Raw genomic sequence first — 14,293 nt, 5'->3', positions numbered from 1 at the left:
CCGCGCTCTCGTTGCGGATCGGACATGCTACCGTCTCTTGTGGTGGAGGGTGTAATTGGCATACAGGCTGTAGGAGAGGCGAGACGCCGACACAGCCATCACAGGGAGTTCGCGGATGGGAATCGCTTTGCTTGTCCTTGGGGCGCTGATCAGCCTCGGCGGATGGGGCGTGCTGCTGACCGGGTTCGGGCTGGAAGCTTCGGCGCCAGCCAGCGGTCTGCCCTATCTGCCATCCAACCCGACGGTCGACGGCATGCGGCTGGCGACGGTCGAGCAGATCATCCTCCTGGGCTATCTCCTGATGACGCTTGGCGCGATCGCGTTCGCTGCCTCCAAGATCATCCGGTTGATCCACGACTTCGACCGGGACGAGCAGGACCTGTCGACGGCGCCGTTGGCCCCCGTGGCTTCTGAACCGCTGGCCGGCTCCGCCCGGAGCGTCGGCAGCAGCAGCGGATCTCTCCTCGGCAAGGCGCGACAAAGCGAGCCCAGCACCGAAGACGTCGACGAGAGTGGGGGATTTGCGCAGGTGGTCCAAGAGGGTGACATCGAAGGACACCACTTCATCGAATACGACAACGGCATTGTCGACGTGCAGACCGCAACGGGCTGGCGGCGATTCGATTCGCTGGAGCAGGCGGTGGAGCAGCTGAGGCGCGAGGCCTGATCCGCCCATTGCCGTTCCGTTCTGTCGCGCGTGTCTTTCAGGATCGTGCTGTAGGTAGGATGAGGCGCGACAAGCTTCATGCTTCACGGTTACGGTAGGGCAAACTGCCGTTGCGACTGCTTGCCAGCCATTCACCTCATGTCGACCGAAGCGCAAGGCCTGCCGATCATCGATCGTTTCGCACTCGCCCCGAGCACTCTGCGTGCACTGGTTCGGCGCAGCGAGGTTTGGCTTGCGGTGCTCGGCTGCGTCGCCGGCATGTGCGCCGGCGTGCTCGTCGTCTGGATGTCGCTCATCACGCAATGGCTGCACGAAGTGCTGTTCGGCATCAGCTCGAGCCAACGGCTCAGCGCCGTCGACAGCCTGCCCACCAGCTGGTTCATGTTCATGCCCACCCTTGGCGGCCTGTTGTTGGTGGCGGTTACCTCAGTCCATAGGCGCTACCGGACCGGCAGCCCGGTCGACCCGATCGAAGCCAACGCATTGCGGGGCGGCAAGATGTCGTTCGTCGACAGCGCCTATATCGCCGTGCAAACCATGATTTCAAACGGCTTCGGCGCTTCGGTCGGCCTCGAAGCCGGCTATACCCAGATCGGGGCAAGCGCAGCTTCGAAGCTGGGCGAGGCGTTCCGGCTTCGGCGCAACGATTTGCGCATCCTCGTTGGCTGCGGCGCGGCCGGCGCGATCGGCGCTGCGTTCAACGCGCCGTTGGCCGGCGCCTTCTACGCTTTCGAACTGATCATCGGCACCTATACGCTGGCGTCCCTCGCGCCCATCGGCCTTGCTTCGATCTGCGGCGTCGTGACCGCACAGCTCCTGCTTCCGCCCGGTCACATGGTCGAAATGGCCACCAGCCTTGCCTCCAGTGTCGATCTCGGGCGGACCGCGATCGTCAATCTCGTTGTGCTGGGGCTGATCAGCGCCGGTGCCGGCATCGTGATCATGCGCGGGGTGACCGGCGTTGAAAGCCTGTTCAAGGCCAGCCGGATTCCATCGTGGTTGCGGCCCGCCCTCGGGGGACTGGCGATCGGTGGGTTGGCCATGCTGACCCCGCGCATACTGGCTTCCGGTCACGGGGCCATCACCATCATTCTGCAGGACAACCTGCCGGAGCTTCAGGCCATCCTGTTCCTGCTGGTGCTCAAGGCGATCGCAGCGGCGATCTCGCTTGGTTCGGGGTTCCGCGGCGGATTGTTCTTCGCGTCCCTGTTTCTTGGGGCACTTCTCGGCAAAGCCTACACGGCGCTTCTCGTGCTGATCGCGCCAGAACTGGCGCCGGACCCGCAGATCGCCGCGGTCATCGCCATGACGGGGCTCGCCGTGGCCATTGTCGGCGGGCCATTGACCATGACCTTGCTTGCGCTCGAGATGACCAACAACCTGCCCCTGACCATCGGCGTGCTGTGCACGGCCGTCGTATCGTCGCTCACGGTGCGGCGTACTTTCGGCTATTCCTTTGCAACCTGGCGGTTTCACCTGCGGGGCGAGGCGATTCGCAGCGCGCTCGACATCGGCTGGATGTTCGATCTGACCGTGCGCCGCCTCATGCGGCATGACGTGCGGACCGTACCGGACAGCATGCCGGTTGCCCAGTTTCGCCAGGAATTTCCGCTGGGCTCGACCCAGAGGGTGGTGGCTGTGGATGGAGAGGGGCGCTATAGCGGCATCGTGCTGGTTGCCGATGCCCACAGCGAGACACTGGCCGGGGCCGATGAGGCGAGCGCGGCCGCGAAGCCCATAGCCTCCATACTGCGCTACAAGGATGCCGCTCTCCTGCCCTGGATGAACATCAAGGAAGCCGCCCAGCGCTTCGACGAGACGGAGAGCGAAGCCCTTGCGGTGATCGACGGCAACACAACCCGCAAGGTCGTGGGGCTGCTCACCGAGGCGCACACCCTGCGGCGCTATACGGAAGAGCTGGAAAAGGCTCGACGCAACTTGGCGGGCGATACGTAAATCCGCCGCGGTGGGCGGGACGCGATCCTCAGATGACGTGGAGCCGCTTGGCCAAGTCGGCCAGGTTCTCTTCCGGACGAGCGCCGATATGGCTGATGACCTCGGCTGCGGCCAGCGTGCCGAGGGTGGCTGACGCGGCATGGGCCATGCCCCGGGTAAAGCCATAGAGAAAGCCGGCCGCGAAGAGGTCGCCGGCACCAGTCGTGTCCACCACCCGCTCTACCGGATGCGCTGGGACGGCCACCGCCTCGGCTGCCCCTTCAGCGATGACACAGCCCTTTTCGCTCCGGGTCAGCACGACGAGAGGGCAATCATGCCGGGCCGCGGCAAGCGCCTCCTCGAAGCTCGGGGTCTGGTAGAGCGACATGATCTCCACCTCGTTCGCAAAGAGGATGTCCACCTGGCTGTGTACCAATTCGCGGAAGCTCTCGCGGTGACGCTCCACGCAGAAAGCATCGGACAGGCTCAGGGCAACCTTATTCCCCGCCGCCCGTGCAAGGCCCGCGGCCTTGACGAAGGCCTGCTTCGCGTTCTCCGGATCCCAGAGATAGCCTTCGAGGTAGGTAACAGCCGCGCGCTCGACGAGCTGCGGCTCGACATCGACCGGCGCAAGCCCGATGCTGGCGCCGAGGAAGGTGTTCATGGTGCGTTCGCCATCGGGCGTCACCAGAATGAGGCAGCGCGCGGTTGCAGCCCCCGAGGTGGCCATGGAGGTTGCATATTCCACGCCGTGGGCACGGATGTCATGACCGAATACTTCGCCCAGCTGGTCGTTGCGCACCTTGCCTATGAAGGCGGCGCGCCCGCCGAAAGATGCAACGCCAGCAATGGTGTTGGCGGCAGACCCGCCCGAAACCTCCGTGCCGGGGCCCATATCTGCATAGAGAGTATGGGCCGTCGGTTCGTCGATCAGCCGCATAGCCCCTTTCGAGAGCTGGTGAGTTGCAAGAAACTCGTCATCCGTCCGGCTAAGCACATCCACAATGGCATTGCCTATACCGAGAACGTCGAGCTTCATCGAGGTCATGGGCTATCCTGAGAGTGTGCCGGGATGGCTTGCCGCGATCGGCTGAAGGCAGTAAGTCACCCCACCGGCAGTTTACGGGCAGGTGGAAACCTATCCATGATCAGTGCGGCGCTCAAGGCGCTTTCCGACGTTCTCTCGCCACCCTTCAGGAAGGTGCTCTGGAAATCGCTGGGCCTGACCATCCTGCTGCTGGTGGGGCTATGGGTGGTCATCGAGGTCGTGGTGGACAGCCTGACGCTCCTGCCGTGGGCCTGGGCCAACACGATCATCACCGTGGTGGCCGGGCTCGGGCTGATTGCGCTCGCCATTTTGCTGATCGCGCCGGTGACGGCGCTGTTTGCCGGCCTGTTTCTCGATGGGGTGGCGGAGATGGTCGAGCGCAAGCATTACCCGAACGATCCGGTCGGCCGGGAGCTGCCGCTCTCGAAAGCGATCATAACGGCCCTCCAGTTCGGGCTCCTGGTGCTGGCGATCAACCTGCTGCTGCTGCCGACCTTGTTCTTGGGGATAGGCGTTCTGGCTGCGCTTCTCGCCAACGCCTATCTGCTCGGCCGAGAGTTCTTCGAGATGATCGCCATGCGGCACATGCCGGTGGAAGAGGCCCGCCTGCTCCGTCGCGAGAACAGCCACAGAGTGCTCGCGGCCGGCTTCATTCCGGCGCTGCTGGCGCTCGTGCCGCTGGCCAACCTCATCGTGCCGCTATTCGCCACCGCCTACATGGTGCATATCTACAAGCAGATCAGGAAGCGAGGCTCCCTGTAGCGGCGGCAGGCTCGTCGGCGGGGGCAGCGCCAAGGCCGGTCTTGTCCGGAAACAGGCAGATGTCGTTGATCGGGCAGCGGGGGCATTCGGGCTTGCGTGCCTTGCAGATGTAACGTCCGTGCAGGATCAGCCAGTGATGGGCTCGCCGCTTGTATTGCTCGGGCACGACCCGATTGAGCTTCTGTTCCACATCGAGCGGTGTCTTACCCGGCGCGAGGCCGGTGCGGTTGGCGACCCGGAACAGGTGGGTATCGACCGCGATGGTCGGCTCGTCGAAGGCCGTGTTCAAGACCACATTGGCCGTCTTGCGGCCAACGCCCGGAAGCCGTTCCAAGGCTTCCCGGTCACGGGGCACCTTCCCGCCATGCTCATCGATCAGCATGCGCGACAGGGCGATCACATTCTTCGCCTTGTTGCGGTAAAGGCCGATCGTCCTAATATAGGAAATGAGGCCTTCTTCCCCGAGCGCCACCATCTTCTCCGGAGTGTCGGCGACCTGGAAAAGGGGGCGTGTTGCCTTGTTCACGCCGGCATCAGTCGCCTGGGCCGACAAGACAACGGCAACCAGCAGCGTGAAATGATTGATATAATCGAGCTCGCCGCGCGGCTCCGGCGCAAGGCGCTCGAATCGGGCGAAAATTTCCTCGATGTCGTGCGCATCGAGACGCCGCTTTGTTTTGATGCGAGGAGAACGCAAGGGAACACTCCACCGGCCTGGCGCACTTTATGAAGGGCGGAGCCATGCACCGTCAACAGGCCGAGCGGCAGGCGAGCGAGATTGACATGTCCGACCATGCAATACAGACGGGCAGCACCCCAGGCGAAGCCATCCGCTTCTCGGCCATCCTCACGCCCCACCGCTCGCTCAGCCAGCGCGGCTTTCTGTTGCTGATGCTGTTCTTCGGCGGGGTCAGCGCGGTCGTTGGCACCGGCTTCCTGGTCATGGGTGCTTGGCCTGTCTTCGGTTTTTTCGGCCTGGACGTGGCGCTGCTCTATTGGGCTTTCCGTCGCAACTACCAGGACGGCACCATGCATGAGCAGGTCGATATTACCGATACCGCCCTTGTCGTACGCAAGGTGTTTCCTAGAGAGCCGACGAAAGAATTCCGGTTCATCCCGTATTGGGTGCGGGTCGAGCTGGTCGAGAACGAAGTGCTGGAGACCTGTGGGCCACTGTATCTTACCTCGCATGGTGCGCGGCTTGAAATCGGCTCGTTCCTCTCCCCGCAGGAACGGCGCGATTTCGCCGGGGCCCTGAAGGCGGCGCTGCGGGGCGGCATGGTCTCCGTGCCTCAGCCGGCGTGAGCCCCATTTGAGGCGCAAATTCCGGATAGCCAAGCTGGTCTGCATCCCGCAGAGTGAGCGCACATTGAGTTCGTCGAAGGACAGACCATGCCCACCGCTCACGCCTTGAGCCGCACCGGATCCCTATTCGAGCAGGATCGCCCGCGAGACCTGTTCGTGACGCATGATATCGTGGCGCCCACGCTCCATGGGGCGCGGGGCACCGGGCTGACGATGAGCTATGGCTTTCACCCCACGCCGTTTGGGATGGGCTTATTCGTCGCAACCGGTGGCGGACTGTCCGCCCTTGGCTTCACTGACGAAGATGGGCGCGACGCTGCATTGAACGACATTACGCGGCGATGGCCGCAGGCGCGGTTCATCGAAGATTCGTCCGCAACCGAAACCTATGTCGGCCGGGTGTTCGATCCAGAGCAATGGCGGGAGACAAACCCGCTCAACGTGGTGCTGATCGGCACTGCTTTCCACGTGCAGGTCTGGGAGGAGCTCCTCAAGATCCCCGTCGGCGAGACCACCAACTACTCGTCAATCGCCATGGCGCTCGGCAAGCCCAGCGCATCGCGCGCGGTGGGCGCAGCGGTCGGCCGCAACCCCATCTCCTTCGTGGTGCCCTGCCATCGGGTGATCGGTAAAGGAGGCGGGCTCTGCGGCTATCATTGGGGTCTCGACCGCAAGCGCGCGATGCTCAGCTGGGAGGCCGAGCTTACACGGGCCGGAGGCGCAGGGTAGGGCGTCCTTCGGACCATCGGTTGCGCGAGCTGTTCCGTATGGCCCTCGAGGGAAGGCGCAGACGGGGCAGGCGATCAGGCGACCGGTTCCTCGCGGCTGCTGACCTTCATATCGCCATCGAGCCGGTAGATGATCGGCGCGCCGGTTGCGAGCTCGCGAAGGGCGATCTCCTCGCCCGGCAGATCCTCAAGATGCATGATGAGGGCACGCAGGGAATTGCCGTGGGCGACGACGAGCACACGTTTGCCCTGCCTCAGCTGGGGTACGATGTTGTTCTGAAAATAGGGGACGACTCGCGCTGCCGTATCCTTCAGGCTCTCACCGCCCGGCGGCGGGACGTCATAGGACCGACGCCACAGGAAGACTTGCTCCTTGCCCCAGCGGGCGCGCGCCTCATCCTTGTTGAGGCCGGTGAGATCGCCGTAATCGCGCTCATTCAGCGCCTGATCGCGTTGGATCGGCAGGTTCTCCTGGCCCAGCACCTTCAGGATGCGGGAAAGCGTATGCTGGGCTCGAGTGAGCGCGCTGGTGAAGGCAATATCGAAGGACAATCCCAGCGCCTTGAGCCGTTCGCCGGCCTTGTCAGCCTCTTCCTCGCCCAGGGGCGTGAGGTCCGGATCGGCCCAGCCGGTAAATAAATTCTTCAAATTCCACTCGCTCTGCCCGTGTCGCACGAGAACCAGTAGATTGTCCATCAAACGCCCTCACTCAATCATTGAGGCCGAGCACATCGACCATCGTATAAAGTCCCGGCTTGCGGCCGCGGGCCCAAAGCGCCGCCTTGACCGCGCCACGGGCAAAGACGTCGCGCGTCTCCGCCCGATGCCCGAGCTCAATCCGTTCACCATCGCCGGCGAAGATGACGGTATGCTCACCGATAACGCTGCCGCCACGCAATGTGGCAAAGCCGATGGTGCCGCGCTGGCGTGGGCCGGTATGGCCGTCGCGGACCCTCACGGCGGCGTCGCTGAGCTTGACGTTGCGCCCTTCGGCGGCGGCCTCGCCCAGAAGCAGCGCCGTTCCCGACGGGGCATCCACCTTGTTGCGGTGATGCATCTCGACCACCTCGATGTCGAAGCTCTGGTCGAGGGCGGCGGCCACTTTTCGCACCATGGCTGCCAGCAGGTTAACCCCCAGGCTCATATTGCCTGACTTGACGATGGTCGCATGCCGGGCCGCCGCGGCGATCTTCCTGTCATCTTCGGCACTGAAGCCGGTGGTGCCGATCACATGGACAATACGAGCTTGCGCGGCAAGCTCGGCCAGGCCCAAGGACGCGCTGGGGGTCGTGAAGTCTATCACGCCGTCGATATGGGTAAACAGCGGCAAGGGATCATCCTGCACGGCGACGCCGATCTCTCCCAGGCCAGCCAGCTGGCCCATGTCGGCCCCCACAAACGGGGAGCCGGGTGCCTCGAGGCCGCCGGCCACCTCGCAGCCTTCCATCTCGTGTACGAGCCGTGTGAGCGCGCGCCCCATGCGGCCGCCGGCTCCGGCGATGGCAAGTCTCATCGCAGTCATCATCATCCCTCGGCGCAAGCGGCGGCAAGGTTCGCCGCCGCTCTGTTCTTTGCTGACGCACCGGATTGTCCAAAAGCCGGTGCTGCTTCAGGCTTGATCCGATGGGCCGGCAACTGATCGGTGGCCTGCGCGCCACAATCCAGGGCGGGCAAGGCGGCGTCACCTTAGCGCCGGGTGTGCGGGATAGTCGAGCAGGAAAATCAGCGCTTGTCCGCCTTCCGGATTGATCCAGACGCGCCGCCCGCGGACGATGAATTCGTCCGACCGGGCATCGCTGGACAGTTCCAGCACGTCACCTTTCGCCACCCATTCGCCAAGTCGCAGCGCCGCGATCCGCGGCATCAAACCCATCTTGCGGGCATGTCCAAGGGCGGACCGTGTAAGCTCGATCATGGTTTCCACGCAAATCTCCTCCGCCCGGCGGCAGGGCATAGGCCGTCCGCGCCAGGCACTCCGAAATGAATGAAGCGATGTGTTAAGTCTTGTGTGGATTCCAGCGTCTATATTCCGCTGGGCTCGTCATACAATTAGGCGGTTATTGCCATCAACAATGGGAGGAAATGTGGCCGTGTTTACATTAACAATCGAAACAGGCACCATAGTAGCTCGTGTAAATATCAAAATTTAAATGATGTTGGCAGGTTGCGTCCGGTCAACGCGGTTCGGCCGGCAAGCGGGCTTGCGGTGCGCAAGCTGCGACGATAGGTTGCCTTCGGGCTCGGCATGCGTCGGTACCGGACCTCAATCGCCACACGAACACACCAGCCATGAGCGTACAATCTGTTCGCGCCTTTCTCGCTCAGCACGCCCCCGACATCTCAATTGTGGAGCTCGACGTCAGCACGGCAACTGTCGAGCTGGCAGCAGCGGGGCACGGCGTCACTCCCGGGCAGATCGCCAAGACCCTGTCACTCCGCGTGGGCGATCAGGTGCTGCTTGTGGTTACCCGCGGTGACGCGCGCCTCGACAACCGCAAGGCCAAAGCGGCATTCGGCGGGAAGGTGCGCATGCTCGATGCGGGAGAGGTGGAGCAGATAACGGGGCACCCAGTGGGCGGCGTCTCGCCATTCGGGCTCAAGACGCCACTGCCGATCTATTGCGACGTTTCGCTGAAAGCCTTCGACGAGGTGGTGCCGGCGGCCGGCTCCACTCACAGCGCCCTGCGTATAGCACCCGAGCGGATGGCCGCTCTGGTTGGTGCGCAGTGGGTGGATGTCTGCCAGGAGCTCGGCTGAGACCCCGGGCTCTCGTCAAACGTCCAGATTGACCACCTGCAAAGCGTTGTCGCGAATGAACTCCCGTCGCGGCTCGACCAGGTCGCCCATGAGTTTGGCGAACAGGTCGTCGGCCTCGTCCAACTCGCGTACCTGCACCTTCAGCAGCGTGCGGGCGTTCGAATCCAGCGTCGTTTCCCACAGTTGCTGCGGGTTCATTTCGCCCAGCCCCTTGTAGCGCTGCAGGGTGATGCCCTTGCGCCCGGCCGCGAAGACCGCGTCGAGCAGCTGCACGGGGCCGCGGATGGCGGTCTCCTCACCCTTGCGCACCAGCCGCGCGGCCTTGGCATAGATCTCCTGCAGATGCGGCATCTTCTTGTCGAGCCGCAGGGCATCGGCCGAGGAGATCAGCTTGCCGTCAATGGTCCGCACTTCGCGCACGCCCCGGATCTCGCGCGAGAATTCGAGGCCTCCGTCCGGCGTCGGCTCGCCTACCCAGTTGCGCTCCGTCTCTTCCGACAGGAGCCCGAGCCGGCGTGCTACATATTGCGCGGCTTCACGGGCGCGCACCGGGTCTGAGAGCGTTTCCGGGTTCAAGGCGCCAGCGATCGCCGCCTGCTCGACCACGAAACGGGGATAGCGGGTATGCAGCCCGTCGAGAATGGCGCGGATCTCCAGCGCCTCGTTCACGATCTGACGCAGATCCTCGCCCGCGCGCTCGTCGCCATTGGCGAGGATCAGCACTGCGTCGCCGATGCCGCCATCGATCAGGTATTGCTCCAGCGCCTTCTCGTCCTTGAGATACTGCTCGGAATTACCGCGCTTCACTTTGAACAGCGGCGGCTGGGCAATGTAGAGGTGACCCTTCTCGATCAACTCCGGCATCTGCCGATAGAAGAAGGTGAGCAGCAGGGTGCGGATATGGGCGCCGTCCACATCCGCGTCGGTCATGATGATGATCTTGTGGTAACGCAGCTTCTCCAGTGAGAAATCGTCGCGACCGATACCGGTGCCAAGCGCGGTGATCAGCGTCCCGATCTGCTCCGACGACAGCATCTTGTCGAAGCGTGCCCGCTCCACGTTGAGGATCTTGCCGCGCAAGGGCAGCACGGCCTGGTTCTCGCGGTTGCGGCCCTGTTTGGCAGAGCCGCCCGCGGAATCGCCCTCCACGATGAACAGCTCGGACTTGGCGGGGTCGCGCTCCTGGCAATCCGCCAGCTTGCCCGGCAGGTTGGAAACGTCGAGCGCGCCCTTGCGGCGAGTGAGCTCCCGCGCCTTGCGCGCCGCCTCACGAGCCGCTGCGGCCTCGACGATCTTGTTCACCACCAGCTTGGCCTCAGTGGGGTGCTCCTCGAGCCAGGTGCCGAGATGCTCGCTGACGACCCCCTCGACCACAGGCCGCACCTCGGATGAAACAAGCTTATCCTTGGTTTGCGACGAGAACTTGGGGTCGGGCACCTTCACCGAGAGCACGCAGGTCAGGCCCTCGCGCGCGTCATCGCCCGTGAGCGCCACCTTCTCGCGCTTGGCGAGGCCGCTTTCGGACGCGTAGTTGTTGATGATGCGCGTGAGCGCTGCGCGAAAGCCTGCCAGGTGGGTGCCGCCGTCGCGCTGCGGGATGTTGTTGGTGAAGCACAGCGTGTTCTCGTGATAGCTGTCGTTCCACCAAAGGGCGCATTCTACCTGGATGCCATCACGATCGGCCTTGACCATGACGGGGTCGCCGAACAGCGGCTGCTTGGCGCGGTCGAGATAGCGGACGAAGGCTTCAAGGCCGCCGTCATAGCGCATGTCCTGGACCTTGGTCTCGATGCCGCGCCGGTCGGTCAGGGTGATGCGCACGCCAGAATTCAGGAAGGCAAGCTCGCGCAGGCGATGCTCCAGCGTCGCATAGTCGAACTCGACCATGCTGAAGGTCTCGGTGCTGGGCAGGAACGATACCTCGGTTCCGGTGCGGTCGGAGGGGCCGGTGATCGCGAGCGGTGCCTGCGCCACGCCATGCACGAACGTCATGGTGTGCTCGTAGCCGTTGCGCCAGATGGTCAGTTTCAGCCACTGCGACAGAGCATTCACCACCGAGACGCCAACACCGTGCAGGCCGCCGGACACCTTGTATGAATTCTGGTCGAATTTGCCGCCGGCATGCAGCTGGGTCATGATGACTTCGGCCGCCGACACGCCTTCCTCGGAATGGATGTCCGTGGGGATGCCGCGGCCATTGTCGGTGACCGTCACCGAGCCGTCGGGATTGAGCGTCACCGTCACGTGGTCGCAGTAGCCGGCCAGCGCCTCGTCAATAGCGTTGTCCACCACCTCATAGACCATGTGGTGCAGACCCGAGCCGTCGTCGGTGTCGCCGATATACATGCCCGGACGCTTGCGCACCGCATCCAGGCCGCGGAGCACCTTGATGGACTCCGCACCGTAATCCGCACCTTGACCGTTGGTCTCGCTGGCCTTGTTCATCAACACGTCCTATCCATCAAGCAACCGCTTCGCACAGCGCCCCGTCGCGGGCGCTGAAGAACTGCGCAGCGCCGCGCAGCGCGGCAAACAACGTCTCGTCCGTTCCCGTCATCCAAGCCTGGGCGCCAAGCCGCAGCAGGCATTCGAACAGGCCACGCCGCCGCTCCTCATCCAGGTGCGCCGCCACCTCATCCAGCAGCATGATGGGGGCATAGCCCTCGAAGCCTTCCGCGATCATCCGCGCATTGGCGAGGATAATGCCGATCAGAAGCGCCTTCTGCTCGCCGGTGGAGCAAAGGCGGGCCTCCATCGATTTCGGCCCGTGCTTCACGACGAGGTCGCTGCGATGAGGTCCGCGCAGGCAACGGCCAGCACCGGCATCCAGTAGGCGCGTATCGGCGAGGGTCCTGCGATAGCGCTCTTCCACCTCCACCGCCGGCAAATCGGCAATGGCGGCTTCAAGCTCTCCCTCGATGAGGAAGATGCCCCAAGGGAAACCGCCCATATGTGCCTCGCCGTGCTGCTGGGCGGAGGCGAGCTGCAGCGCATCCACCGCTGCCCGCCGTGCGGCGGCAATGGCCACCGCATGCTCGGCCATGGCCGCTTCGATGCCGTCGAGCCAGATCCCGTCCCGCCGCTGGCCCTCGCGCATGTCTTCGAGCAGCCGGTTGCGCTCGCGCATCAGCTTCTCGAAGGCTTGCACCCGGCTGCCATGGTCTGGATCTATGCCGAGCACCAGCCGGTCGAGAAAACGGCGGCGGTCGCCAGCCGGTCCGTTGAACAGCCTGTCCATGGCTGGTGTGATCCACACCATGCGGATGACCGAGGCAAGGGCGCCTGAACCGCGATGGCTGGTGCCCTCGATGCGCACCTGCCGGCCCTGAGCGGTCGAGATCTCCAAGGCGTCTTCGTCGTCCGGTTCGGCCCGCCGGCCTTCCCATGCGGTGCCGACGCGGAGCTCGGCGCGGGGGCCGTTGAGCTCGGCGGCAATGGCCCAACCGCCGGAACCGTCATGACGCGCCATGTCGGCATAAGTCGCCGAGCGCAGCCCCCGCCCGGGGCACAGCACCGACAGCGCCTCGAGGAGATTGGTCTTCCCGGCTCCATTGGGGCCGGTCAGCACAACGGGACCCGCATCCACATCCAGACGTAGACGCGCATAATTCCGAAAATCGGTCAGTGTGAGCCTTGTCAGCGCCAGAGCGCGGTTTTTTGCCACCGTCGGCGCTCCAATGACCAGGATCCTGCGAACGAAAATACCTCAATCCGCCGAGCTCAGTGCCCGAGCGTTATATGGCCTCGCCACAGCGATTCTGCAAGCTTTTCTGCGCCTTCCGGCAGGGTTGGAGCGCACTTTATCAGGTCACACCCGCATCGGCATCAGCACATAGAGCGCCGCGTCGTCCACCACGTCGCGAATGACGGTCGGCGAGCCCGCGTCCGCCAACAGAAAACGGGCGGTATCGCCCTCCAACTGGCCCGCTATGTCAAGCAGATAACGGGCATTGAAGCCGATATCGAGGTCCGGCGCGTCGTAATCGGCGACCAACTCCTCCTCCGCCGAGCCGCTATCCGGATTGTTCACCGTGAGCACGACCTTGCCACTGCCGATGTGCAGCTTCACCGCCCGGCCCTTTTCGCTGGAGATGGTCGACACCCGATCCACGGCCTGCGCAAACAGCTTGGTGTCTACATCCATCACCTTGTCATTGTGCTTGGGGATCACCCGTTCGTAATCCGGGAAAGTTCCGTCGATCAGCTTGGAGGTGAGCACGATGCCATCGAACCCGAAGCGGACCTTGGATTGCGACAGGGCAATCTCGATGGTGGCGTCCCGGTCCTCGATCAAGCGGTGCACTTCGAGCACGGTCTTGCGCGGCACGATGACGCCCGGCATGCCAGCGGCGCCCGCGGGCAGGGGCAGCTCGAACTGGGCGAGGCGATGACCGTCGGTCGCCACAGCCCGCAGCTTGTCGCCGCCATCGGCCCGGACGGCATGGAGGTAAATGCCGTTGAGATAATAGCGGGTCTCCTCGGTTGAGATCGCAAAGCGGGTGCGCTCGATCATGGTCTTGAGGTCGGCCGCCTGGACGGTGAAGCTGTTCGAGAACTCTCCCGCGGTGATATCGGGGAACTCCTCCGCCGGCAGCGCCTGCAGTGAAAACCGCGACCGACCGGCGAAAATCGCCACCCGACCGGTATCGGCCCCCTGCTCGATTTGGAGCTGCGTGCCTTCCGGCAGCTTGCGCACGATGTCGTGCATCATATGAGCGGGCGCGGTGGTCGCGCCGCCCTGTGCCACGTCGGCCGCCACGGTTTCGATGACTTCCACATCGAGATCGGTGGCGCTCAAGCGGATCTCGCCTTGGTGGGCATGGATCAGCACGTTCGATAGAATCGGTATGGTGTTGCGCCGCTCCACCACGCTCTGAACGTGGTTCAGCGCCTTGAGAAAGGCCGCCCGCTCAATGGTGACCTTCATGGCCGCAACTCAGCTCCTCTCTTGCCCATTCCGCAATGCCGCCGTGCCGCCCGGTCCGCGCCGATGCGGGTTCCTTCCGCAGCGCGATATTCCGCACGTGCATGGCAGGATGGCGTGTCTCTCATGGGAATGTGCCCCGGATTGGCAGCGATCACAAGCCCCGG

Annotated in this window: 14 protein-coding genes; 6 read left to right on the top strand and 8 right to left on the bottom strand. The window is 64.0% G+C overall.

From position 1 onward, the window contains the following. The first annotated feature begins 115 nt into the window (after positions 1 to 115). Together E4P09_RS04515 and E4P09_RS04510 are read left to right on the top strand one after the other, a co-directional pair. Positions 116 to 667 carry a hypothetical protein gene (locus E4P09_RS04515; RefSeq protein WP_137388352.1) on the top strand — a complete coding sequence of 184 codons (552 nt, stop codon included), beginning with the start codon at positions 116 to 118 and terminating at the stop codon, positions 665 to 667. Positions 668 to 805: 138 nt separating this feature from the next. Continuing rightward, entirely contained in the window at positions 806 to 2,623 is a 1,818-nt protein-coding gene (locus E4P09_RS04510) for a chloride channel protein (RefSeq protein ID WP_137388351.1), read from the top strand. A 28-nt stretch (positions 2,624 to 2,651) separates the two neighbouring features. On the opposite strand, the gene E4P09_RS04505 is transcribed toward E4P09_RS04510, so the two are convergent. Beyond that, positions 2,652 to 3,650 carry an adenosine kinase gene (locus E4P09_RS04505; protein WP_137388350.1) on the bottom strand — a complete coding sequence of 333 codons (999 nt, stop codon included), beginning with the start codon at positions 3,648 to 3,650 and terminating at the stop codon, positions 2,652 to 2,654. A gap of 96 nt (positions 3,651 to 3,746) precedes the next feature. On the opposite strand from E4P09_RS04505, the gene E4P09_RS04500 reads away from it, so the two are divergent. Beyond that, a complete protein-coding gene (locus E4P09_RS04500) occupies positions 3,747 to 4,412 on the top strand; it encodes a sulfate transporter family protein (RefSeq protein WP_137388349.1) in 666 nt (221 codons plus the stop codon). On the opposite strand, the gene nth is transcribed toward E4P09_RS04500, so the two are convergent. Then, positions 4,390 to 5,109, bottom strand: coding sequence for an endonuclease III (nth, locus tag E4P09_RS04495; protein WP_137388348.1), 720 nt, complete (start codon positions 5,107 to 5,109; stop codon positions 4,390 to 4,392). The two genes, E4P09_RS04500 and nth, sit on opposite strands and share 23 nt — an antisense overlap. An 86-nt stretch (positions 5,110 to 5,195) precedes the next feature. Between nth and E4P09_RS04490 the strand changes: the two genes are divergently transcribed. Together E4P09_RS04490 and E4P09_RS04485 are read left to right on the top strand one after the other, a co-directional pair. Next, the gene (locus E4P09_RS04490; RefSeq protein WP_137388347.1) at positions 5,196 to 5,717 is read left to right on the top strand and encodes a DUF2244 domain-containing protein; all 522 of its coding nucleotides are present in this window, start codon (positions 5,196 to 5,198) and stop codon (positions 5,715 to 5,717) included. Positions 5,718 to 5,804: 87 nt separating this feature from the next. After that, entirely contained in the window at positions 5,805 to 6,446 is a 642-nt protein-coding gene (locus E4P09_RS04485) for a methylated-DNA--[protein]-cysteine S-methyltransferase (RefSeq protein WP_137388346.1), read from the top strand. Positions 6,447 to 6,520: 74 nt separating this feature from the next. On the opposite strand, the gene E4P09_RS04480 is transcribed toward E4P09_RS04485, so the two are convergent. The 3 genes from E4P09_RS04480 to E4P09_RS04470 all read right to left on the bottom strand — a co-directional run bounded on the left by E4P09_RS04480 (position 6,521) and on the right by E4P09_RS04470 (position 8,369). Then, on the bottom strand, positions 6,521 to 7,141 hold the full coding sequence (locus E4P09_RS04480) for a 2,3-bisphosphoglycerate-dependent phosphoglycerate mutase (protein WP_137388345.1): 621 nt from the start codon (positions 7,139 to 7,141) through the stop codon (positions 6,521 to 6,523). A 13-nt stretch (positions 7,142 to 7,154) separates the two neighbouring features. Further along, positions 7,155 to 7,958 (bottom strand): 4-hydroxy-tetrahydrodipicolinate reductase, encoded by an 804-nt coding sequence (dapB, locus tag E4P09_RS04475; RefSeq protein ID WP_137388344.1) that lies wholly within the window; start codon positions 7,956 to 7,958, stop codon positions 7,155 to 7,157. Positions 7,959 to 8,126: 168 nt separating this feature from the next. Next, complete coding sequence (locus E4P09_RS04470; protein WP_137388343.1) at positions 8,127 to 8,369, bottom strand: hypothetical protein; 243 nt, start codon at positions 8,367 to 8,369, stop codon at positions 8,127 to 8,129. 365 nt (positions 8,370 to 8,734) lie between these two features. On the opposite strand from E4P09_RS04470, the gene E4P09_RS04465 reads away from it, so the two are divergent. Then, positions 8,735 to 9,202 (top strand): YbaK/EbsC family protein, encoded by a 468-nt coding sequence (locus E4P09_RS04465; RefSeq protein ID WP_137388342.1) that lies wholly within the window; start codon positions 8,735 to 8,737, stop codon positions 9,200 to 9,202. A gap of 15 nt (positions 9,203 to 9,217) precedes the next feature. On the opposite strand, the gene gyrB is transcribed toward E4P09_RS04465, so the two are convergent. The 3 genes from gyrB to dnaN all read right to left on the bottom strand — a co-directional run bounded on the left by gyrB (position 9,218) and on the right by dnaN (position 14,129). Beyond that, on the bottom strand, positions 9,218 to 11,647 hold the full coding sequence (gene gyrB, locus E4P09_RS04460) for a DNA topoisomerase (ATP-hydrolyzing) subunit B (protein WP_137388341.1): 2,430 nt from the start codon (positions 11,645 to 11,647) through the stop codon (positions 9,218 to 9,220). 16 nt (positions 11,648 to 11,663) lie between these two features. Then, positions 11,664 to 12,866 (bottom strand): DNA replication/repair protein RecF, encoded by a 1,203-nt coding sequence (gene recF / locus E4P09_RS04455; RefSeq protein WP_239025022.1) that lies wholly within the window; start codon positions 12,864 to 12,866, stop codon positions 11,664 to 11,666. A 144-nt stretch (positions 12,867 to 13,010) separates the two neighbouring features. After that, positions 13,011 to 14,129, bottom strand: coding sequence for a DNA polymerase III subunit beta (dnaN, locus tag E4P09_RS04450; RefSeq protein WP_137388340.1), 1,119 nt, complete (start codon positions 14,127 to 14,129; stop codon positions 13,011 to 13,013). Positions 14,130 to 14,293 lie beyond the last annotated feature (164 nt).

The sequence above is a fragment of the Rhodoligotrophos defluvii genome (assembly GCF_005281615.1).
Lineage (GTDB): Bacteria > Pseudomonadota > Alphaproteobacteria > Rhizobiales > Im1 > Rhodoligotrophos > Rhodoligotrophos defluvii.
This window is presented reverse-complemented; position numbering and strand designations above follow the sequence as displayed.